This window comes from Bradyrhizobium sp. CCBAU 53421, from assembly GCF_015291625.1.
Lineage (GTDB): Bacteria > Pseudomonadota > Alphaproteobacteria > Rhizobiales > Xanthobacteraceae > Bradyrhizobium.
Genome location: NZ_CP030047.1, coordinates 7,179,222 through 7,198,958 on the forward strand (window position 1 = coordinate 7,179,222; position 19,737 = coordinate 7,198,958).

20 protein-coding genes and 1 pseudogene are annotated in these 19,737 nt (G+C 66.0%); 7 read left to right on the top strand and 14 right to left on the bottom strand.

Translation table 11 applies throughout. The annotated features are described in order from the left end of the window. Window positions 1-5: 5 nt before the first annotated feature. Genes phnK through phnG form a run of 5 tightly spaced genes read right to left on the bottom strand, consistent with a single transcriptional unit; the run spans window position 6 to window position 3,810 of the window. On the bottom strand, window positions 6-803 hold the full coding sequence (gene phnK / locus XH92_RS33730) for a phosphonate C-P lyase system protein PhnK (RefSeq protein WP_194455994.1): 798 nt from the start codon (window positions 801-803) through the stop codon (window positions 6-8). Further along, window positions 796-1,680 (bottom strand): alpha-D-ribose 1-methylphosphonate 5-phosphate C-P-lyase PhnJ, encoded by an 885-nt coding sequence (locus XH92_RS33735; RefSeq protein WP_194455995.1) that lies wholly within the window; start codon window positions 1,678-1,680, stop codon window positions 796-798. Before XH92_RS33735 ends, phnK begins: the two co-directional genes overlap by 8 nt. Beyond that, window positions 1,677-2,780, bottom strand: a complete 1,104-nt coding sequence (locus XH92_RS33740) for a carbon-phosphorus lyase complex subunit PhnI (RefSeq protein WP_194455996.1) — start codon at window positions 2,778-2,780, stop codon at window positions 1,677-1,679. Before XH92_RS33740 ends, XH92_RS33735 begins: the two co-directional genes overlap by 4 nt. Window positions 2,781-2,783: 3 nt before the next feature. After that, the gene (phnH, locus tag XH92_RS33745; RefSeq protein ID WP_194455997.1) at window positions 2,784-3,392 is read right to left on the bottom strand and encodes a phosphonate C-P lyase system protein PhnH; all 609 of its coding nucleotides are present in this window, start codon (window positions 3,390-3,392) and stop codon (window positions 2,784-2,786) included. A gap of 4 nt (window positions 3,393-3,396) precedes the next feature. Then, window positions 3,397-3,810: a phosphonate C-P lyase system protein PhnG gene (gene phnG, locus XH92_RS33750; protein WP_371818099.1), complete on the bottom strand. Its 414-nt coding sequence runs from the start codon at window positions 3,808-3,810 to the stop codon at window positions 3,397-3,399. Window positions 3,811-3,986: 176 nt separating this feature from the next. Here phnG and phnF point away from each other — a divergent pair, with 176 nt between their 5' ends. Next, window positions 3,987-4,712, top strand: coding sequence for a phosphonate metabolism transcriptional regulator PhnF (phnF, locus tag XH92_RS33755; RefSeq protein ID WP_050423108.1), 726 nt, complete (start codon window positions 3,987-3,989; stop codon window positions 4,710-4,712). 73 nt (window positions 4,713-4,785) lie between these two features. Here phnF and XH92_RS33760 read toward each other — a convergent pair whose 3' ends face one another. From XH92_RS33760 to XH92_RS33770, 3 genes are all read right to left on the bottom strand, one after another. After that, window positions 4,786-6,240 carry a GntP family permease gene (locus XH92_RS33760; protein ID WP_194455999.1) on the bottom strand — a complete coding sequence of 485 codons (1,455 nt, stop codon included), beginning with the start codon at window positions 6,238-6,240 and terminating at the stop codon, window positions 4,786-4,788. Between the two features lie 4 nt (window positions 6,241-6,244). Continuing rightward, window positions 6,245-7,297: a patatin-like phospholipase family protein gene (locus XH92_RS33765; RefSeq protein WP_194456000.1), complete on the bottom strand. Its 1,053-nt coding sequence runs from the start codon at window positions 7,295-7,297 to the stop codon at window positions 6,245-6,247. Between the two features lie 668 nt (window positions 7,298-7,965). Then, window positions 7,966-8,466, bottom strand: a complete 501-nt coding sequence (locus XH92_RS33770; protein ID WP_194456001.1) for a DUF1269 domain-containing protein — start codon at window positions 8,464-8,466, stop codon at window positions 7,966-7,968. A gap of 415 nt (window positions 8,467-8,881) precedes the next feature. Between XH92_RS33770 and XH92_RS33775 the strand changes: the two are divergent. Beyond that, window positions 8,882-9,073: pseudogene (locus tag XH92_RS33775) on the top strand (Na/Pi cotransporter family protein); the annotation flags it as partial. A gap of 188 nt (window positions 9,074-9,261) precedes the next feature. Here XH92_RS33775 and phnE (XH92_RS33780) read toward each other — a convergent pair. The 4 genes from phnE (XH92_RS33780) to phnC all read right to left on the bottom strand — a co-directional run bounded on the left by phnE (XH92_RS33780) (window position 9,262) and on the right by phnC (window position 12,895). Further along, window positions 9,262-10,110 carry a phosphonate ABC transporter, permease protein PhnE gene (gene phnE, locus XH92_RS33780; RefSeq protein WP_194456002.1) on the bottom strand — a complete coding sequence of 283 codons (849 nt, stop codon included), beginning with the start codon at window positions 10,108-10,110 and terminating at the stop codon, window positions 9,262-9,264. Beyond that, window positions 10,107-10,991 carry a phosphonate ABC transporter, permease protein PhnE gene (gene phnE, locus XH92_RS33785; protein ID WP_194456003.1) on the bottom strand — a complete coding sequence of 295 codons (885 nt, stop codon included), beginning with the start codon at window positions 10,989-10,991 and terminating at the stop codon, window positions 10,107-10,109. The genes phnE (XH92_RS33780) and phnE (XH92_RS33785) overlap by 4 nt, the downstream gene beginning before the upstream one ends. A gap of 79 nt (window positions 10,992-11,070) precedes the next feature. Further along, window positions 11,071-12,003, bottom strand: coding sequence for a phosphonate ABC transporter substrate-binding protein (gene phnD / locus XH92_RS33790; RefSeq protein WP_194456004.1), 933 nt, complete (start codon window positions 12,001-12,003; stop codon window positions 11,071-11,073). Between the two features lie 76 nt (window positions 12,004-12,079). Next, window positions 12,080-12,895, bottom strand: coding sequence for a phosphonate ABC transporter ATP-binding protein (gene phnC, locus XH92_RS33795; RefSeq protein ID WP_194456005.1), 816 nt, complete (start codon window positions 12,893-12,895; stop codon window positions 12,080-12,082). Between the two features lie 211 nt (window positions 12,896-13,106). Here phnC and XH92_RS33800 point away from each other — a divergent pair, with 211 nt between their 5' ends. From XH92_RS33800 to XH92_RS33810, 3 genes are read left to right on the top strand one after another with little or no spacing between them, the layout of a single operon-like run. Continuing rightward, window positions 13,107-13,772, top strand: a complete 666-nt coding sequence (locus XH92_RS33800; RefSeq protein ID WP_194456006.1) for a chloramphenicol acetyltransferase — start codon at window positions 13,107-13,109, stop codon at window positions 13,770-13,772. Further along, window positions 13,769-14,941, top strand: coding sequence for an alpha-D-ribose 1-methylphosphonate 5-triphosphate diphosphatase (locus XH92_RS33805; protein WP_194456007.1), 1,173 nt, complete (start codon window positions 13,769-13,771; stop codon window positions 14,939-14,941). Before XH92_RS33800 ends, XH92_RS33805 begins: the two co-directional genes overlap by 4 nt. Before the next feature lie 20 nt (window positions 14,942-14,961). Next, complete coding sequence (locus tag XH92_RS33810) at window positions 14,962-15,654, top strand: DUF1045 domain-containing protein (protein WP_194456008.1); 693 nt, start codon at window positions 14,962-14,964, stop codon at window positions 15,652-15,654. Here XH92_RS33810 and XH92_RS33815 read toward each other — a convergent pair. After that, a complete protein-coding gene (locus XH92_RS33815; RefSeq protein WP_246787820.1) occupies window positions 15,651-16,601 on the bottom strand; it encodes a LysR substrate-binding domain-containing protein in 951 nt (316 codons plus the stop codon). The genes XH92_RS33810 and XH92_RS33815 overlap by 4 nt on opposite strands. A 170-nt stretch (window positions 16,602-16,771) precedes the next feature. Here XH92_RS33815 and XH92_RS33820 point away from each other — a divergent pair, with 170 nt between their 5' ends. Then, window positions 16,772-17,902, top strand: coding sequence for an aromatic ring-hydroxylating dioxygenase subunit alpha (locus tag XH92_RS33820; protein WP_246787822.1), 1,131 nt, complete (start codon window positions 16,772-16,774; stop codon window positions 17,900-17,902). Window positions 17,903-17,929: 27 nt separating this feature from the next. Next, window positions 17,930-18,718 (top strand): crotonase/enoyl-CoA hydratase family protein, encoded by a 789-nt coding sequence (locus XH92_RS33825; protein WP_194456010.1) that lies wholly within the window; start codon window positions 17,930-17,932, stop codon window positions 18,716-18,718. A gap of 30 nt (window positions 18,719-18,748) precedes the next feature. On the opposite strand, the gene hemC is transcribed toward XH92_RS33825, so the two are convergent. Further along, window positions 18,749-19,693, bottom strand: coding sequence for a hydroxymethylbilane synthase (hemC, locus tag XH92_RS33830; protein ID WP_246788607.1), 945 nt, complete (start codon window positions 19,691-19,693; stop codon window positions 18,749-18,751). Between the last annotated feature and the right edge of the window lie 44 nt (window positions 19,694-19,737).

The window sequence follows — 19,737 nt, forward strand, 5'->3', positions numbered from 1 at the left end:
CAAGCTCATGGCGGCAGTATCGAGGAAACGAGCAGCTGGGTATAGGGCTCGCGGGGATCGTCGAGCACCTGGTCGGTGAGACCGGTCTCGATGACGCGGCCGCCCTTCATCACCATCACGCGATGCGACAGCAGCCTCGCGACCGCGAGATCGTGGGTCACGACGATAGCGGCAAGGCCGAGTTCGCTGACGAGATTGCGCATCAGGTCGAGCAGGCGCGCCTGCACCGAGACGTCGAGGCCGCCGGTCGGCTCATCCATGAACACCAGCCGCGGCTCGGTGACGAGGTTGCGCGCGATCTGCAGCCGCTGCCGCATGCCACCGGAATAGGTCTTCGGCGCATCGTCGATGCGGCCGACATCGATCTCGACCCGGTCGAGCCAGGTCGACGCGGTGTCGCGGATCCGGCCGTAATGATTCCAGCCGACCGCCATCAGCCGCTCGCCAACATTGGCGCCGGCCGAAACACCCATGCGCAATCCTTGCGCCGGATCCTGATGCACGAAGCCCCAGTCGGTGCGGAACAGGAAGCGCCGCTCGGCTTCGCCGAGCTCGGCGAGATCGCGCAGCACGCCGTCGCGCATCCGGTAGGACACCCGTCCCGCACTCGGCGCGAGCTGCGCCGAGAGCAGTTGCAGCAGCGTCGACTTGCCCGAACCGGACTCGCCGACGATCGCCAGCACCTCGCCGGGATAGAGCGCGAACGAGACGTCGCGGCAGGCCGGCAGCCGGCCGTAATTCTTGGCAAGCCCCTCGGCCACCAGCAGCGGCTGATCGGTGTCGAGGCTCGAAAGCTCAGACATGCGCCTTCTCCTTGTGCGGCGCCGCGCTCTCGGTGCCATGATGGCCGGCGGCCTGGCGCTGCTCGCAGAAGTCGGTGTCGGAGCAGACGAACATCCGCCCGCCCTGGTCGTCGGTGACGATCTCGTCGAGATAGGAGTTGTCGGCGCCGCACAGCGCGCAGGGCGCGTTGAAGCGGTAGCGCGTGAACGGGTGATCCTCGAAATCCAGCGAGACCACCGTGGTGTAGGGCGGGATCGCGTAGATCCGCTTCTCGCGGCCGGCGCCGAACAGCTGCAATGCCGCGCAATTGTCCATCTTCGGATTGTCGAATTTCGGCGTCGGCGACGGGTCCATCACGTAGCGCGCGTTCACCTTCACCGGGTAGGCGTAGGCGGTCGCGATGTGGCCGAAGCGCGCGATGTCCTCGTAGAGCTTGACATGCATCAGCCCGTATTCGGCGAGTGCGTGCATCCGACGCGTCTCGGTCTCGCGCGGTTCGAGGAAACGCAGCGGTTCGGGGATCGGCACCTGATAGACCATCACCTGCCCGGCGTGCAGCGTCGCCTCGGGAATGCGGTGCCGGGTCTGGATCACGGTCGCGTCGGTGGTCGAGGTCGTGGTCGCGACGCCCGCGGTCTTGCCGAAGAATTTTCGGATCGAGATCGCGTTGGTGGTGTCGTCCGAACCCTGGTCGATCACCTTCAGCACGTCGTCGGGACCGAGGATCGCTGCCGTCACCTGCACGCCGCCGGTGCCCCAGCCATAGGGCATCGGCATCTCGCGGCTCGCGAACGGCACCTGATAGCCGGGAATCGCGATCGCCTTCAGGATGGCGCGGCGGATCATCCGTTTGGTCTGCTCGTCGAGATAGGCGAAGTTGTATGTCGGCGCGTTCATTCCGCGGCCTCCTGCATTTCAATGGCCTCGTTGGCCTCCGCGAACTCCTGCCGCAGCTTGCGCAGCAGGCCGAGCTCGGACTGGAAGTCGACGTAGTGCGGCAGCTTGAGATGCTCGACGAAGCCGGTCGACTGGACGTTGTCGGAGTGCGACATCACGAACTCCTCGTCCTGAGCCGGCGCCCCCGCCTCCTCGCCAAGCTCGCGCGCCCGCAGCGCGCGGTCGACCAGCGCCATCGACATGGTCTTGCGCTCGCTCTGGCCGAAGGCGAGGCCATAGCCGCGGGTGAAGCACGGCGCCTCTGTGGTCGAGCCCTTGAACTGGTTGACCATCTGGCACTCCGTCAGCTCGACCGAGCCGAGCGGCACCGCGAAGCCGACGTCTTCGGCAAAGAACTCGACCTCGACCTCGCCGAAGCGGATTTCGCCGGCGAAGGGATGGTTGCGGCCGTAGCCGCGCTGCGTCGAATAGCCGAGCGCGAGCAGAAAACCCTCATCGCCGCGCGCCAGATTCTGCAGCCGCAGATCGCGATCGGCCGGGAAGCTCAGCGGCTCGCGCGTGAGGTCGCCGACCGGCGCGTCGCCATCTGCCTGCGGCGAGGATTCGATCAGGCCGTCGCGGCCGAGGATGTCGGTAACCCGCGGCGTTGCCGATTGCGAGGCGTCCGCTGTCGCCGGCTGTTCCGGCACGAAGCCTTCCGCGAGTTGCGGATCGAGCAGGCGATGGGTGTAGTCGAAGGTCGGCCCCAGGATCTGGCCGCCCGGAACGTCCTTGAAGGTCGAGGAGATGCGCCGCCGCACCTGCATCTTGCCGGTGTTGACCGGCTCGGTGGCACCGAAGCGCGGCAGCGTGGCGCGGAAGGCACGCACCAGGAAGATCGCCTCGATCATGTCGCCGCGCGCCTGTTTGATCGCGAGCGCCGCAAGCTCGCGGTCGTAGAGCGAGCCTTCGGTCATCACGCGGTCGACACCGAGCGCGAGCTGCCCAGAGATCTGCGCCAGCGTCACCTCGAGCACATCGCGATCGCCGCGCCGCTCATGCGCCAGCAGCCGATGAGCGTTCTCGATGGCGCGCTCGCCTCCCTTGACGGCTACATACATCGCTCACACTCCGCTTGCGATCAGCCGCGTGGTGCGCGGGATCGCGACAATGTTGTCGTCATGGACCAGCACGACATCGATGCCGCGCGGGAACAAGGCTTCGTTGATCGACAGCCGCTGGAACAGATCGCGCGGCTTGATCATCGCCTGCAGCACCGCACTGCCGTCGATGCCGGGACCCTTCAACTCGAAAGCCGGGCCCTGCGTCAGGCTGTCGACCTGCAGGATCAGCGTGGTCGAACGGTCAGGATATTCGCTGCTGCCGAACGCGAAGCGCTCCAGCACCGGCAGGTTCGCCGCATCGCCGATCAGCGCGAAGCTCGCGATCGAGGGATCCGCGATCACCGGCGCGCTGGCGTGAAACTTGAGCCAGCGGGCGACGTCAGGCGTCGCCGACATCGCGGCATCGAGCCAGATCGGCGTGTCGTGATCGAACAGCGTCAGCGCGACCGCGGCCGCGCCACGCATCATGCCGGCAGGCGTCCCGACGCTGGCGGCGACGCGCTGCACGCTGCCCGGGCGCGCCATCGCATCCATCACGGAGCGGAACGTGGATTGCGCCGACAGCACCTTGTCGGCAAAGCCCGCGGGCATTTCGGCAATCGTCGTCATTGCATCATCCCTCACCGCGCACCATCGTGTAGAAATCAACCCGCGTCGCCGCGGTCTCGGCGGCCTTGCGGGCGCGTTCGGCATTCATGGCAAGGCGCAGCGGCGCGATCACCTTGGCTTCCACCTCGCCGGACAATTCCGCCGATTGCACCATGGCGTCGCACAGCGCGATCATCTGCGCCTTCTGCGCGTCGCGGCCGAGCGTGTAGCCGAAGCCGACCTCGCCGGTCGCAAGCCGCACCGCTGCGCGCGACACCGTCGCCTCGCCGAGGTTGAACGGCGCACCGTCGCCGCCGATCCGCCCGCGCATCATCACGAGGCCGTTCTCCGGCTCGCGCAGGTTCTCGTGCTTCGGTACCAAGATCGCTGCGAGCCTGCCCGCGATGTCGGCGGCGGCGGAGTGCGCCAGCACGGTCATCGCGGCCTTGCGCTGGGCCTGCTTGCTGTCTGGTCCGGTCGAACTGATGGTCGAACTGGTCGTCGAACTCATGGGCAACCTTGCTTGCATCAAGTTGTCTATGATAATAGACAACTTGATAGCCGAGCGCCATGACTGTTTCGTGACAAACCGAAGATTTCTGGTATCACCGCGCCATGAGCATGCAGGAAAGTTCCGGCGTCGCCTTGTGGCGGCAGGTCGCCGACGGCATCGAGCGCGGCATCGCTGACGGCCGCTTTGCCGCAGGCGAAAAGCTGCCCGGCGAGATGGAGATCGCCGAGACTTACCGGGTCAATCGCCACACCGTGCGGCGCGCGCTCGCCGCACTCGCCGAGCGCGGTCTGGTGCGCGCCGAGCGCGGCAGCGGCACCTATGTCGAAGCCCAGCGCCTTGCCTATCCGCTGCGCTCACGCACGCGATTCTCGGAGATCGTCGGCGCCGGCGGCCACGAACCGCGCGGCCAGCTGATCGATGCCGGCAGCGACGTCGCCAACCGCGAGATCGCGCGCGAGCTCGGGCTGAAGATCGGCGCGCCGCTGATCCGGATCGAAGCGGTGCGGCTCGCCGACCGGACGCCGATCTGCGTCTCCACCACCTGGCTGTCGGCCGAGCGGTTTCCCGATGCCGGCAGCGTGTTCGCCGACGTTCGCTCGATGACGAAGCTGCTCGGGCACTACGGCGTGAAGGACTACCACCGCGCCTCGACCCGGATCACTGCGGCGATCGTCGACGCCACCGACGCCGCACGGCTCGATCTGCCGCTGGGGCGGCCGGTGCTGGTGGTCGACGCCACCGACGTCGACATGCTGGACCAGCCGTTGGTAACCAAGCGCTCGCGCTTCGCCGCCGAGCGCGTGGAGTTTCTGGTCGAGAACGGCTGACGATCCCCACTGCAATCCGAACGCGAAGATCAAGCAGTCGTCGCACGCCCGCGACATTACCCGCGCGCGCCAACTAAAAGGATCCGAGTACCGAGCCCAGAGCGATAACGATGGCCAAGGCGATGATCGGCCCAACGATATTGGCCATCACCATGTCAAAGTAGCTCTTGCGATGAGTCGATCCGCAGACCGCGAGCAACGTCACGACGGCGCCGTTGTGCGGCAGGCTGTCGAGGGTGCCTGAGCCGATCACGGCAACCCGATGCATGAGCGCCGGGTCGATATGGGCGGTCTGCGCAATTTGCAGGTAAGTGTCGCCAAGGGCATCGAGCGCAATGGTCAATCCGCCGGAAGCCGAGCCGGTCAAAGCGGCAAGGACGTTTGTCGCGACGGCGAGAGAAACGAGTGGACCGCCGGAGATCGACAGCATCCAATCGCGCACCAACGCAAAGCCCGGCAGCGCGGCGACGACGGCTCCAAAGCCGACCAGGCTTGCCACGCTGAAGATGGGCAGCACCGAGGCGTTGGCGCCGGCATCCATGCTCGCCCTCAGATCCGTGAGACGGGCTCGATTGAGCGCGATGAGCGTTGCCGTGGCGGCGGCGAGAGCAACTGCGACCGACCACACCCCGGCAACGCCGGCAAGGGATGTCCCGCCCCAGCGCTCCTGCGCGAGGAACGAGAAATCGAGCCGTGGCAGGATCAGGAGCGACATCAGCAGGTTCACGCCCACGACCACGAGAAGGGGGATGATCGCCGTGCCGATCGGTGGCGGCACGTTGCCGCGCTTGCCGTGCGCTATTTCGGCCGGGTCGAACTCGTGGGACGATGTCGCGCGCTCGCGGATGAATTGATCGTCAGCGACCGCTCCGTTGACGAGTTCTGCGTCTCCGCCATAGCCTTCACCGGTCTTGCGTGCCGATCCCTCGGCGCGGCGGAGCCACCAGAGCCCGAATGCGAGCATGATCGCCGCAGCGACGATGCCCAGTCCGGGCGCGGCAAACGGCGTGGTCCCGAAGAACGGCATCGGAATCGTATTTTGAATCGCGGGCGTTCCGGGCATTGCCGACATCGTGAATGTGGAGGTGCCCAAAGCGATGGTGGCCGGCATGAGCCGCTGCGGGATGTTCGCGACGCGAAACATTTCCCGTGCCATCGGCGCCAAAACGAAAAAGGCGACGAAAAGGCTTACCCCGCCGTAGGTGACGATCGCGCCGGCAAGCACCACGGCAAGGATCGCGCGACGCGCCCCGAGCTTGGTGCTCATGAAATGGGCGATGGCGTGGACCGATCCGCTGTCGTCCATCAGCTTGCCGAACAGCGCACCGAGCAGAAATACTGGGAAGAATTGCGCGATGAACTGCGCAGCGCCGCCCATGAAAGTTTGCGTCCAATGGGCAAGCAAGGGCTCTTCGGCGAAAGCTGCAGCGACGATCGCGGCAGCCGGCGCCAGCAGGAGCACGCTCCATCCGCGGAACGAGAGCCAGATGAGCAGGCCAAGGGCAACCAGGATTCCGACGAGGCCCATGGCGTCAAGCCTGCCGCAAGAGCAGATCCAAATCCATCGAGGAGCGCCTGCCGATGTTCTGGTCGTTCGCAGCGAGAAATGCTTCCGCCGCACGGCGGCCTTCGTCGCGCAGCATACAGAGAAAATCCCACTCGGCATTGAGCTTTGACGATCCGCCGAGCTCGGCCAGAACCTTGCTCGCGATAAGATGAATGCGCATCTCGGCCCATTTGCGCCCCTCGGAGCTCCCGGCGTCCGCGACCTGCCGCAGCAGCGCGATCATGCGCAACTCCTTGAGCAGCGTGGCGTTGAACGCAACCTCGTTCAACCGATCGAGGATCTCGCGCGCGGAGCGCGGTGTCCCGGGTCGCTCGACCGGGTTGACCGCGACGAGAAGCGTGTCATGCGAGTCACACTCGCGTACGAGCGGCGTGATCGTCGGGTTCCCGGAGTAGCCGCCATCCCAATATGGCTCGCCATCGATCTCTATCGCGCGGAACAGGGTCGGCAAGCAGGCGGAAGCGAGCAGAACGTCGGGTGTAAGCTCGGCGTTGCGAAACACACGCCCGCGGCCGGTATGAACGTTGGTCGCCGTCACGAACAAGCGGATCGGGGAGTTCGCGATCTGTCGAAAATCGACCGACTCGGCGAGGACCTGATGCAAAGGGTTTGTGCCGGCAAAATTCAGGTCGTACGGCGAGAACACGCGGCTCGCCAGATCGAAGGCGAGATAGAAGGGCGACGTATCAAGGGTCCAGCGACCGAGGATGACGTCCAGCGGGCTTCGCCGAATGGGACTGAACCGCGCTGAGTCAGCGACCCGCCGCCAGAAGGCCTCCAATGCAGACTTGGCGCCGGCCCGGCCGTTGGTCATAAAACCGCCCGCCAGCACGATGGCGTTCATCGCGCCGGCCGACGTGCCCGATATCGCCTCGATGCGTAGCCACGGCTCATCCATGAGCCGATCGAGCACCCCCCAGGTAAAAGCGCCGTGCGATCCACCACCCTGCAGCGCGAGATCGACCAGCACGGCATCGCGCGCTTGGCCCGCGCGTGCTTGCGGCTCGTTCAAGGACATGGCGGGCTCCGACTCGCGTGCGGCCACGTCGCGGCCGGCGAACGACAGACAAAGGCGCCATCAGCTCCTGCCGGGGAGCGGTTGCGGGAGTGGTCGCGGACGCTCGATTCCCGGCCGACCAGGTCTCGGAGGCCGAGTGACCGGGCGGTGGCCCGGCCGTCGCCATCCGTGCCATCCCGCCGGACCACCCCAGCCCATTCCGCGCCTCGAAGCAAAGCCACACCGATACCAGCCGCCACCGCGCCATCCCCTATTGTACCAGCAATAGCGATGGCCCCTCCAGGTGAACTGGACAGTTTCCGCGAGACGAAGCTCGTCGGCGGCCTGACGCACGCCCAGCGGCGCCATAAGGCCGGCTTGCGAGCGACCGCTGGTCGCCGTAATCCCTGCCGAAGCAATCCCAAGTGCGAGCCCCCATAGAAGCAATCTTCGCATGATTTTCTCCCGGCTTTTGATAGCGCGGAAGAGAGCCGGCTGAGCGGCCGCGGAGCCACATGGCTGCAGCCGGCCTCCTTCGCGGGCGATCCCGCCCAGGGACCGATGCCGTTGCGCACCGATCCCTACGCAAAACTGTAGCGCATTCGGCTGCCACAGTGACTGCCGTGACAGCGCAGCTACTGCCGTTCCCGGCGATGCTTTGACGCTGGCGCCAGGCTTTGCCTCACTCCCTAGGCAGCCTTGGCCTGAGTTGCGGCTGCGAGCGTGTCGCGCAGGTGCTGCTCCTTCTTTTCATCTAGCGAGGTCGTCAGGACGATCCCTCCTGCATCCTTGATCGCATTGAGAACCTTGTCCGAGGTCATGGACTTGATCAGCAGGAACAGAACGGCATCTCCCGATTTCACCTTCGACGCGAGATCCTTCATGAACTGGTCTCTGATCCCGAAATCGGTCAGCGCACCGCTCAAAGCGCCTGCGCCGGCTCCGAGAGCCACGCCGAGAAGGGGATTCAGGAACACCATCCCCAACAGCAGTCCCCAGAAGCTGCCACTGGCGGCGCCGGTCATGGTGGTATTCACAAGCTGATTGAGCTTTACAGCGTCCCCGGTTTTGACTGCGATCACGGCATCGCTGATCGTGATCAGATACTCGTTCTGAAGTTTGAGTATTTTCTGCCGAACTTCCTCTGCTTTGACTTCGGATGGGTACACGATCGCAACGAGATCTGACATTGAACACTCCCTGATGGCTCGAAGTGCTGCCCCTATTCCGCGCGTGATGCACGGCCGAAACTTAGCACAGACCCGAAAGTCTCTTGCCGCCCAATCATGCACGCAGCTTCACAATCTCGAGATGTTTTTGGCGCTCGGTGCAATTGAGTAAACGGCATTGTCGCATGTGTCTCGAACAAGGACTCGCCGCAAGCCTGTCTGCCGCGCTCTTCTGAGTTCGATCCGTGCGACCAAAAAGCCGTCGCTTGATCCGCCGGATGACAAATCCTCATCCTGTGCTGACTTCAAGGGGCCGCTGCTTTAGCTTGATTGGTCCAATTGTCGGTGCACTGCGAAGAGAGCACGATGTCGACGGCGATTTCGGTCCTCGGTGGAGTTGGTCTGTTCCTGCTTGGCATGAGCGTCATGACCGCCGAATGTCGGAACCACGCGAACCGGCTGGCTCGTTGCGCTGATCGGCGTTCGCGTCTCCCTCACGGCCGCGGCACTCCCGATGATTTTCGTCGGCGCATTGATCAAACTGTTGGGCGGTGGCCGTGTATCCGCAGCGGGAGCAGTCCTTGCGGGGTTCGCGCTGGTGCTGTTCGCGCTGACGACCCTGCAGCAGACCACCGCAAGGTTACGCTCGCCTCAGTGGCGAGTGGAACGGCGACCGCGGACGAAGCAATCGCTCGCGTCGATGCCGTACGGCGCCTCGAAGCACTCGCGCATCACGCCTGGCGCTCCGTCGCGCATCTTCTCGGTCGCAGCGCATAGCGCCGTAGAAACATCGAGGCGCCCCGCAAGTCGCCTAGGCTACACCACCGCCCTTTGACCGATGATGGCAAAGCGCAACTTGCTCGAGATGAAGTCGATCGCGGCGACCGCGATCAGGATCATCAGGATCAGGAACGACACCTTCTGCCATTCCAAGACCCGGATCTGCTCGGCGAGTTGCAGCCCGATGCCGCCGGCGCCCACGATGCCTATGATGGTGGCCGAACGCGTGTTCGATTCTATGAAATAGAGCACCTGTCCGGCGATCACCGGCAGCACCTGCGGCAAGAGGCCGAAGCGGATTTCATGCAGCGCATTGCCGCCGGAGGCGCGGATACCCTCGACCTGCTTGCGATCCGCCGCCTCGATCGCCTCGGAGAACAGCTTTCCGAACGCGCCGAAGTCGGAGACCATGATCGCCAGCACGCCGGCGAACGGGCCGAGGCCGACGACGTTGATCCAGACCAGCGCCCAGATCAGCGTGTCGACGCCGCGGATCGAATCCAGGAAGCGGCGCACCGGAAAACGGATCAGGTTCGAGGGAATGATGTTGCGCGCCGCCAGGAGGCTGACCGGCAGCGCCAGCACCGCCGCGAGCGTGGTGCCGAGCAGCGCGATCGACAGCGTCTCGCCCAGCGCCTGCATGTAGAGCGGGAACGACGAGCCCGGGTTCGGCGGGATCATCATCATGGTGATCCAGCCGAGCTGGCTCATGCCCGTGATCAGCTTGGTCGCCGAGAAATCGAGATCGACAAGGCCGTAGACGAAGATCGCGAGCGCCGCCGCGATCATCGCCGGTAGCGCCAGGCGGGCCGACGCCGGACGGTCGAACACGCCGGGATATTTCGCGCGCAGTTCCGTGGTGTCCGGCCTCGGCATCTGGCTCATCGGCGGGTCTCCTTGCCGAACAGCCGGCCGCGCAGCCAGCCGGTCGAGATGTCGATGATGAAGACGGTGACGATGATGGTGACGAGGATGGCGCTGACGTCGGAATAATAGAACTTGCGGATCGCGACCACGAGCTCCTGGCCGATGCCGCCGGCGCCGACAAAGCCCATCACCGACGCCTCGCGGACATTGATCTCGAAGCGCAGCAGCGCGTAGCTAGCGTAGCCTGCCGAGACCTGCGGCAGGATCGCAAAGCGCATGCAGGACAGCCAGCTCGCGCCGGTGGAGCGGATGCCCTCGACCGGCTTCATGTCGGCATTCTCGACGATCTCGGCGAACAGCTTGCCGAGCGCCCCGGTGGTGTGGATCGCGATCGCCAGCACGCCGGCCATCGGGCCGAGGCCGAACGCGATCACGAAGATCAGCGCGAACACGATGCCGGGCACGGTGCGGGCGAATTCCAAGAGGCGACGGACGATGAAGCGCACCCACGGTCCCGGCGAGGTGTTCTGGGCGGCGAAGAAATTCAGCGCGAACGCAAACACGGCACCGGTCAGCGTGCCGACATAGCTGATGAGGATCGTCTCGCCGAGCATCTTCAGCCACTTGTGCCACCCCCAGAACCATTCGGCGGGATCGGTCCAGACCCGCGCGCCGGAATCCAGCGTCAGGATGCGGTCGAAATAGCTGACGAAGTTGCCGAAATAGCTGAACAGCGTGCGCAGGTTCACTTCGGCGCCGAAGGCTGCGACCATCAGGACCGCGCAGAACGCCGCGGTGGCCAGCGCGGCCTTCAGCCGCTTGCGCGCAACCGCCTTGCGGTACGTGTCTTCCAGCGCCGCCAATTGCTGGGCCGGAAGAATGGATACGGCCGTTGCCATCGTTCTGTCAGTCGAGCCTGGGGTTAAACGGAAAGAGCCGGGTTTGGAAAACCCGGCTCCGCACGTCTCCGTGGTGCGATCAGCTCGCCTTCTTGCGCAAACCGTCGACGAACTTGATCAACTCGATGGTGCCGTCCCAATCCTTGGTGGTGGCGGGATGGAAGCCCTTCTTCTGGCCGTCGGAGAGACGGTCGAAAGCCGCCTTGTCCTTGGTCGGAGCTTCGAAGAAGGCCTTTGCGATCGCAGCCTTCAGGTCCTCCGGAAGATCGGTGTTGTACGCATAGGGACCGTTGATGATCAGCGCCGACTTGTGGATGATGCGGAAATCATCCTTCTTCATCGCCGAGCCGTCGGCATTCTTCAGCATGCCTTTGGTCAGCATCTGGGCGAGCGTGGAATCGTCCTCGTTGGTCCACTGGTTGGCGGCCACATCGACCGTTCCCTGCGACAGCGCCAGGACGGCGTTCTCGTGGCTGCCGGTGAACACGACCTTGCCGAAATAACCTTCGGCGTTCGCGATGCCCATCTTGTTGAGCTCGAAGCGCGGCACGTTGTTGCCGGACGTCGAGTTCGGATCGACCAGGCCGAGGTTCTTGCCCTTCAGGTCCTCGATCGTCTTGTACGGGCTCGATGCCTTGACGAAGAACACCGAGTAATAGCCGGTCGAACCGTCGGCGTTGATGTCGTTGGCGAACGCGTCGGTCTTGACGCCGGTCAAGCGCGCGCGAGAGAACGAGGCCGAGCCGTAGCTGGCGATCTGGATGTTGCCGGCGCGCTGACCTTCGATGACGGCGGCGTAGTCGTTGGCAATGCGCAGCGTGACCTTCACGCCCAGCTCCTTCGACAGGTACGCCACGAACGGCGTCCAGCGCTCGGTGACGCCGGAGGCGTTCTCGGCCGGCACCACCGCGAAGGTGAGCTCCGGATATTTTGCCTTCCAGTCCTGTGCGGACGCCGAACCGGCGAATGCCAGCGCGGCAGCGCCGGCCAGAACGATGCGACGAGTGATCATGACTACCCCTCTTTTGTGGTTACACCTGTTGGCCGGGCAAGACGCCCGGCCTCGCAGATTGAAAAATGCGCGCGGCTCAGGCCGCGGCAGCGGTGCCGAGCGCCGGAGCAGTTGCGCCGTCGGGCACGGGCAGCGGCGCCGCGCCGATGACGTCATTGGCCTCGAGGTCATAGAGCTCGCGGGCGATATGGTCGGTCAGCGCCGCGGGGGCGCCGTCGAACACCACGCGCCCCGCCGCCATGCCGACCAGCCGGTCGCAATAGGTCCGCGCGAGGTCGAGCGAGTGCAGGTTGCAGAGCACCGTGATGCCGAAATGCTTGTTGATGCGCAGCAGCGCATCCATCACGATCTTGGTGTTGCGCGGATCGAGCGAGGCGATCGGCTCGTCGGCAAGAATGATGTCGGGCTCCTGCACCAGCGCGCGGGCGATCGCGACCCGCTGCTGCTGGCCGCCGGAGAGCTGGTCGGCGCGCTGCGCCGCCAACTGGGCGATGTCGAACTGCTCGAGCGCCGACAGCGCCAGCGCCCGGTCCTGCTCCGGCCAGACCTGCGCCAGCGAGCGCCAGGACGGGATCTGGGCAAGCCGGCCCATCAGCACGTTGGTCAGCACATCGAGACGGCCGACGAGGTTGAACTGCTGGAAGATCATCGCAGAGCGCGCCCGCCACTGCCGCAGCGCCTTGCCGCGCAGCGCGGTCACGTCGGTGCCTTCAAACAAGATACGGCCGGAGGTCGGATCGGCGAGACGGTTGATCATCCGCAGCAAGGTCGACTTGCCGGCACCGGAGCGGCCGATCACGCCGACAAAGCTGCCCGGCGCGATCGAAAAGGATGCGTTGTCGACTGCGGCTTTTGTGCCGAACCGGCACGTCAAACCTTCCACCACCAGCATGTAATGCTCCAACCGCGTCGCGTTGGGCCATCGCTATCCCCGGCGTTTTACAGTTATGTGACGGTTGCGCTGCGGTGCGGCGATCGTCCACACCCCTCCCATGTCGCTCCGTTGCCGTCATCGCAACGTCATGATGTTGTCATCAAGCGTCCCGATGACGAGCGCGCATCCCCCGGAAACCCAAGATTCTTGAAGATTTGCGGAGGCCCAAATGGCCGGAAAGACACTCTCGGTTGTGCCGACGATCGACCCGACTGCGTCGGTGCGCGAGAGCAAGCTCGGCAAATATACCGAGGTCGGCGCACGCACGATCCTGCTTGAAGTCAGCATGGACGACTATTCCTACGTCGTGAACGACAGCCAGATCACCTACACCTCGATCGGCAAGTTCTGCTCGATCGCGGCGATGACCCGCATCAATCCCGGCAACCACCCGATGCATCGCGCGACGCAGGCGCATTTCACCTACCGCGCCAGCGCTTATTTTCCCGGCGAGAGCGACGACACCGAGTTCTTCAACTGGCGACGTGCGCATCACGTGCATATCGGCCATGACGTCTGGATCGGTCATGGCGCGATCCTGCTGCCGGGCCGGAACATCGGAACCGGCGCTGTGGTCGCCGCCGGCGCGATCGTGACCAAGGATGTCCCCGCCTACACCATCGTTGCCGGTAATCCGGCGCGCCCGGTGAAGCGGCGCTTTTCGGAGACAACAGCGGATCGCCTTGCCGCGCTGGCGTGGTGGGACTGGGATCACGAAACACTTCGTCGTGTGCTGCCCGACTTCCGCAAGCTCGCGGTCGAGGAATTCCTCGACAAGTATGAGGCCGAGGCCGTATCCCAATCAGAGAACAAGCAATGGAGCGCCGCATCGTGACCGACATTTTCATCGAAGGCGGACGCACGCTGGTTGACGGTACCCTGGTCGAGACCTCGCTGCGGACTGCAGGCCGCGACATCGGCGCGCTCGACGCCGAGCAAGGCCGCGCCGCGCTTCACATCGATGCCGGCGGCCTGTTGGTGCTGCCCGGCGTCATCGATCTGCACGGCGATGCGTTCGAGCGACAGATGATGCCGCGCCCCGGCGTCGACTTCCCGACCGACGTGGCGCTGCTCGACAGCGACCGGCAGGCGATCGCCAACGGCATCACCACCGTGTTCCATGGCACGACCTGGTCGTGGGAGCCCGGCCTGCGCAGCGCCGACAATGCCCGCAAGCTGCTCGATGCGATCGAGGCGCTGCGGCCGCAGCTCGCCGCCGATACCCGCTTCCATCTGCGCCACGAGACCCACAATCTGGAGGCCGAGGCCGAGATCATTCAGTGGCTCACCGAAGGCCGCATCGACCTGTTCGCCTTCAACGACCACAGCAACGTCAAGCCGAAGAAGCGCAACCAGCTCGCCGAACGCGCCGGGCTCTCGCTCGAGGCCGTCAACGACATGCTCGACCGGGTCGTCGCGCGTCGTCAGGAGGTACCTGCCTCGATCGCGCGGCTGGCTGCCGCTGCACGCGCGGCTGATATTCGGATGCTCTCGCATGACGACAACAGCCCGGGGATGCGCCAGGAGTTTCGCGCGCTGGGCGCCGTGATCGCCGAATTCCCCGTCAATGAGGAGACCGCGCGCGATGCCGCCGCCGCCGGCGACTTCATTGTGTTCGGCGCGCCCAATGTGGTGCGTGGCGGCAGCCACACCGGCTGGACCAAGGCATCCGACATGATCGCACAAGGCCTCTGCTCGGTGCTGGCGTCGGACTATTATTATCCGGCGCAACTGCTCGCCGCATTCCGCCTCGCGGCCGAAGGCATCCTGCCGCTCACCAAGGCCTGGGACCTGATCTCGTCCGCGCCGGCACGTGCGGCGGGGCTTACCGATCGCGGCGTGCTCGCCGCAGGCCGTCGCGCCGACATCATCATCGTCGACGACAAGGTGCCGCTGCGGCCGCGCATCATCGCCGTGATCGCGGCGGGACGGCTGGTGCATCTGGCGGACGCGAGCTGCCTCGCCCATTCCCTCGCGCCGCGCAAGACGGTTGCGGCAGCATAGTCAGGACCTATTCTGCCGCCATGGCCAACACTCCGCGCTACGCGATCTATTATGCGCCGTCCTCCGACAGCGCCCTGCACCGCTTCGGCTCGACGCTGCTCGGCTATGACGCCGTGTCGGGCGACGACCTGCCGTTTCCCGCCGGCGTCGCGCCCGACTGGCGCGAGGTGACGGAAGACCCGCGCAAATACGGTTTTCACGCCACGCTGAAGGCACCGACCGCGCTCGCCGAAGGCAAGAGCGAGGCCGAGCTGCTCGACGCCTGCGCTGCCTTCGCCGGCCGCGCCCGGCGCATCCCGGTGATCGCGCCTGTGGTCGATACCATCAGCGGCTTCATCGCCGTGATCCCGGCAAGCCGCTCGGATGATCTGCACCAGCTTGCCGCCGACTGCGTCACCGAATTCGACACGTTTCGTGCGCCGCTCACGCCGGAAGATCGCGCACGGCGCAAGCCCGATCGGCTCACGGAGCGGCAGCGCGACTATCTCGATCGCTGGGGCTATCCGTACGTCATGGAGGAATTCCGCTTCCACATGACGCTGACCGGACGGCTGAGCGAGGAGCGGCGCGGCCCGATCGTGGCGCGGCTGCGCGAGCGGTTCGCGGCGATCGAACTTGCGACGCTCGCGATCGACCGCATCGCGCTGTTCAAGCAAACGGATGGCGCATCGCGCTTCCGGATCATCGGCAGCTGGCCCTTGCAGGCGAGTTAATTCGGCGCCGCGAGTTCGGCCAGCAACCACTTCTTGAATGTCTGCAGCGCGCGATTGCGCTGCGCGCCCGGGGGATGAACCAGCCAGTAGCTGCCGGTGACGTGACCGACCGGCAGCAGCCGGCGGATCGCACCGCGCCGCTCACTTTCGGCGATGAAGGGCTCGAGCGCGAGCGCAACGCCCGCACCGCGTTCGGCGGCCTGCAGCGCGGCCACGAAGCTGTCGACCGAGATCGCGCGCGTTGCCGGCGGCACAGGCTCGCCGGCATGCCTGAACCAGAGCGGCCAGGCCGCGGGGAATGTCGTCACATGGATCAGCGCGGCGCGGCCGAGGTCGGCTGCGGTACGCAGCTGCAACCGCCGCGCCAATGCCGGCGCACCGACCGGAACGGTCCTCACTTCCATCAGGCGATTTGCGACGACGCCTTCGGGCTTGTCGGGGCCGAAGCTGATGCCGGCATCGAATGTCTCGGTGTCGAAATCGACATTGCGGTTCGAGGTCTCGATCGCGAGGTCGATCCCGGAATGCCGGGTGAGGAACGCGGACAGCCGCGGGATCAGCCAGGCCGACGCGAATTGCGGCAGCACCTTCAGCCGCAAACGGTGCTGGCCCGCCGCTTCGACTGCCGACTCGGCCTGGGCCAGCAGCGCGAATGCGCGACCGGTCGCAGCCGCCAGCTTCTCGCCGGCATGAGTCGGCCGTACGGCGCGATGGGTGCGCTGAAACAGCGCGACGCCGAGATGGACTTCGAGATTGCGGATGCGATGGCTGATCGCCGAGGCGCTGACATTCAGCACATCCGCAGCCTCCTTGAAGCTTCCGAGCCTGACCGCGACATCGAATGCCTGCAACGCCAGGAGATGCGCCGGCCGGAGGCTTGCAGCAGCAAGGTCTTCCCTCCCGCGCAACGGCGGCCGGCGCGCCGGCCCTTGGTTGTTCCTACCCATGTGCCGATCCTAACGGCCGGCCGCGGTCGATGTCGCGCGGAAAATCAGTTCGGATGAATGTCATTCATCCGAACCCGGCTGGTTTCGCTTGTCGGATGCGAGGCAATGCGGGAGGCTGCCCCTCGAAGCGGACCGGCGGCAAGCCCGGCCAACGAAGCGGGAGGACGGCGATGACGACACAGCTCGCGGACGAAACATCCATCGTCGACCGCATCCTCAGGCATATCGACGCCAAATCGACCGATCTCAGCGACGGCGTCTGGCACGAACCGGTCGCGCATTATGCGTCGCAGGACCGCTTCGCGGCCGAGATCGAACACGTGTTCCGCCGCACGCTGACGCCGTTCTGTCCGTCGGCTGCGCTCGCCGAGATCGGCGCCTATGTCGCGCGCGACGCGGCGCTGACGCCTGTTGTCGCGATCCGCGGCGCGGACGGCGTCGCGCGCGCCTTCCGCAATGCCTGCCGCCACCGCGGCGTGCAACTCGTTGACGGCGCCGGCTGCCGCAAGGCACTGACCTGCCGCTATCACGGCTGGACCTACGGTCTCGACGGCCGGCTGCGCGGCATCCCCGACGATCACGGTTTCCCCGGCCTCGACAAGGACGCGCATGGCCTCGTGCCGGTCACCTGCATCGAGCGCGACGGCCTGGTGTTCGTCTCGCAGGACGAGCCGGCCGCAACGTCCGACGCCGCCGACATGCCGACGCTGTTCGGCGACGACTGGACGCTGTACTCGACCGTCTCGCAGGAGGTCGACGCCAACTGGAAGATCGTCGCCGAGGGCTTCCTCGAAGGCTATCACATCCGATCGACGCATCAAGATACGTTCTATCCGTTGCAGTACGACAATCTCAACGTGATCGAATCATTCGGCCGCAACAGCCGGATCAGCTTCCCCTATCGGCGCATCGAGAAACTGCGCAACGTACCGCCGGGCGAGCGCAGGACGGCCGGAATGCTGACGCACGTTTATCATCTGTTTCCGAACGTGATGCTGTCGACCTTTCCGACCAATCGATTGATGACCGTGCTCGAGCCGCTGGCGGTGGATCGCACCCGGCTCATCACCTACACGCTGTCGAACCAGATCGCCGCGGAGGATGGCCGCGCCGCGGTCGCCCAGGGACGCGACTTCGTCACCGCGGGCGCGGCCGAGGATCGCGAGATGGCCTGCGCCGCGCAGCGCGGGCTTGCAACCCGGGCGAACGATCACTTCACCTTCGGCCTGTTCGAAGGCGCGATCAGGCATTTTCACCAGAATCTTGCGGCGATCATCGAGAGCCGCACTGGCGCACGTTGATCCGCCCAACACAGCTGAGGACTAAACATGCTGGACCATCCGACCGTCAAATACCGCACCGAGCAGGCCGTCGCGATCGTGACCATCGATCGCTATGACGAGGCGCGCAACGCGGTCAATCCGGAGACCGCCCAGGGGCTGGCGCAGGCGTTCCGCGCCTTCGACCGCGATCCGTCGCTGTCGGTAGCGATCCTGACCGGTGCGGGCGGCGCATTCTGTGCCGGCTTCGACCTCAAGCGCACCGCGGCCGGGCATCGCGGCCACCGTGTCGAGAACGGCGATGGGCCGATGGGCCCGACGCGGATGAAGCTGTCGAAGCCGGTGATCGCCGCGGTCGAGGGACCGGCCGTGGCGGGCGGGCTCGAGCTAGCGATCTGGTGCGATCTCCGGGTCGCCGCAACCGATGCCACCTTCGGGGTCTATTGCCGGCGCTTCGGCGTGCCGTTGATGGACCTCGGCACCGTGCGCCTGCCGCGGCTGATCGGGCACAGCCGCGCGATGGACATGATCCTCACCGGACGCGGCGTCTCCGGTGAAGAGGCCGGGCGGATTGGACTCGCCAACCGCGTGGTCGAACCCGGTACGGCGCTCGCCGAGGCGCGCAGCCTCGCCCGTGATCTGTGCCGCTTGCCGCAGGCGGCATTGCGCAGCGACCGGCTCTCCGCGATCGAGCAATGGGAGCTCGGCTGGGAGCAGGCCACGCTGAACGAGTTTCGCCTCGGGCTTGCGACGGTTGCGAGCGGCGAGACCGAGGCCGGCGCGCGCCGCTTCGCAGCCGGAAAGGGCCGGCACGGCGATTTCGCCGACATCGCCTGAAGCACCGATCGCGGCGGCCGCGGCGCGGCACTACTCGTCCACCCGCGTGCGGTCGATGATCTCGGCAGCGCCCTTCGCGAGCAGCTCCATCCCGACCGCGCGGCCAAGTTCGCGCGGCCGGTCCGCCGGTCCGCGCCGCGTCACCTCGATGAAGCCGGCACCGGCCTCGTCGAGCACCGAGGCGCGCAGCGTCAGCTCGCCTCCGGCGAGCGTGGCGTGGCCGGCGATCGGCGAATTGCAATGGCCGTTGAGCACCCACAGCACCTCGCGCTCGGCCTCGGCGGCAAGCCGCGACGGCGCGTTGTCGATGCCGGCAAGCCGGGCCCGCGTCGCCCAGTCGGTCTCGACGCATTCCACCGCGACGATACCCTGGCCGACCGCCGGCAGCATCTCGTCGACCGAGAAATCGTGGGAGATGCGCGCGGTCATGCCGATGCGCTCGAGGCCGGAGCGCGCCATCACCAGCGCATCCGCGGGACCGACCTCGCCGCCATCGGGCAGCCGCTGCTTGTCGCCGCGATCGAGTTTTGCAACTCGCGTGTCGGCGGCGCCGCGATAGTGGATCACGGTCGCCTCCGGAAACAGCCGGCGCAGATAGGCGGCGCGGCGCACCGCGTTGGTGCCGATCATGAAGCCCTTGCCGCGCGCGGCGCGCAGCGTCTCCAGCGATAGGCCCGGCCGCAGCACGAGGCTGTCATTGGCGGCATCGCGCGGCAGCATCGCGGCGAGGACGAGACCCGGCGTCTCCTCATTGCCCGGCACGTCCTTCAGCGAATGCATCGCGGCCTGCAGCGCTCCGGCGCGCATGGCTTCGCGAATCTCGGCGACGAAGGCGCCGCCCTTGCCGCCGTGGCGCAACAGCTTGCTGGTTTGGTCCTGGTCGCCGCGGGTCTCGAACTTGACGATGTCGACGGCAAGGTCGTCCGCCGAGGCGCGCAGCAGCCGCGCGACCTCGTCCGTCTGCGCCAGCGCCATCGCGCTCTTGCGCGTCCCTATCCGCAAAACCTGTCCCGACACGA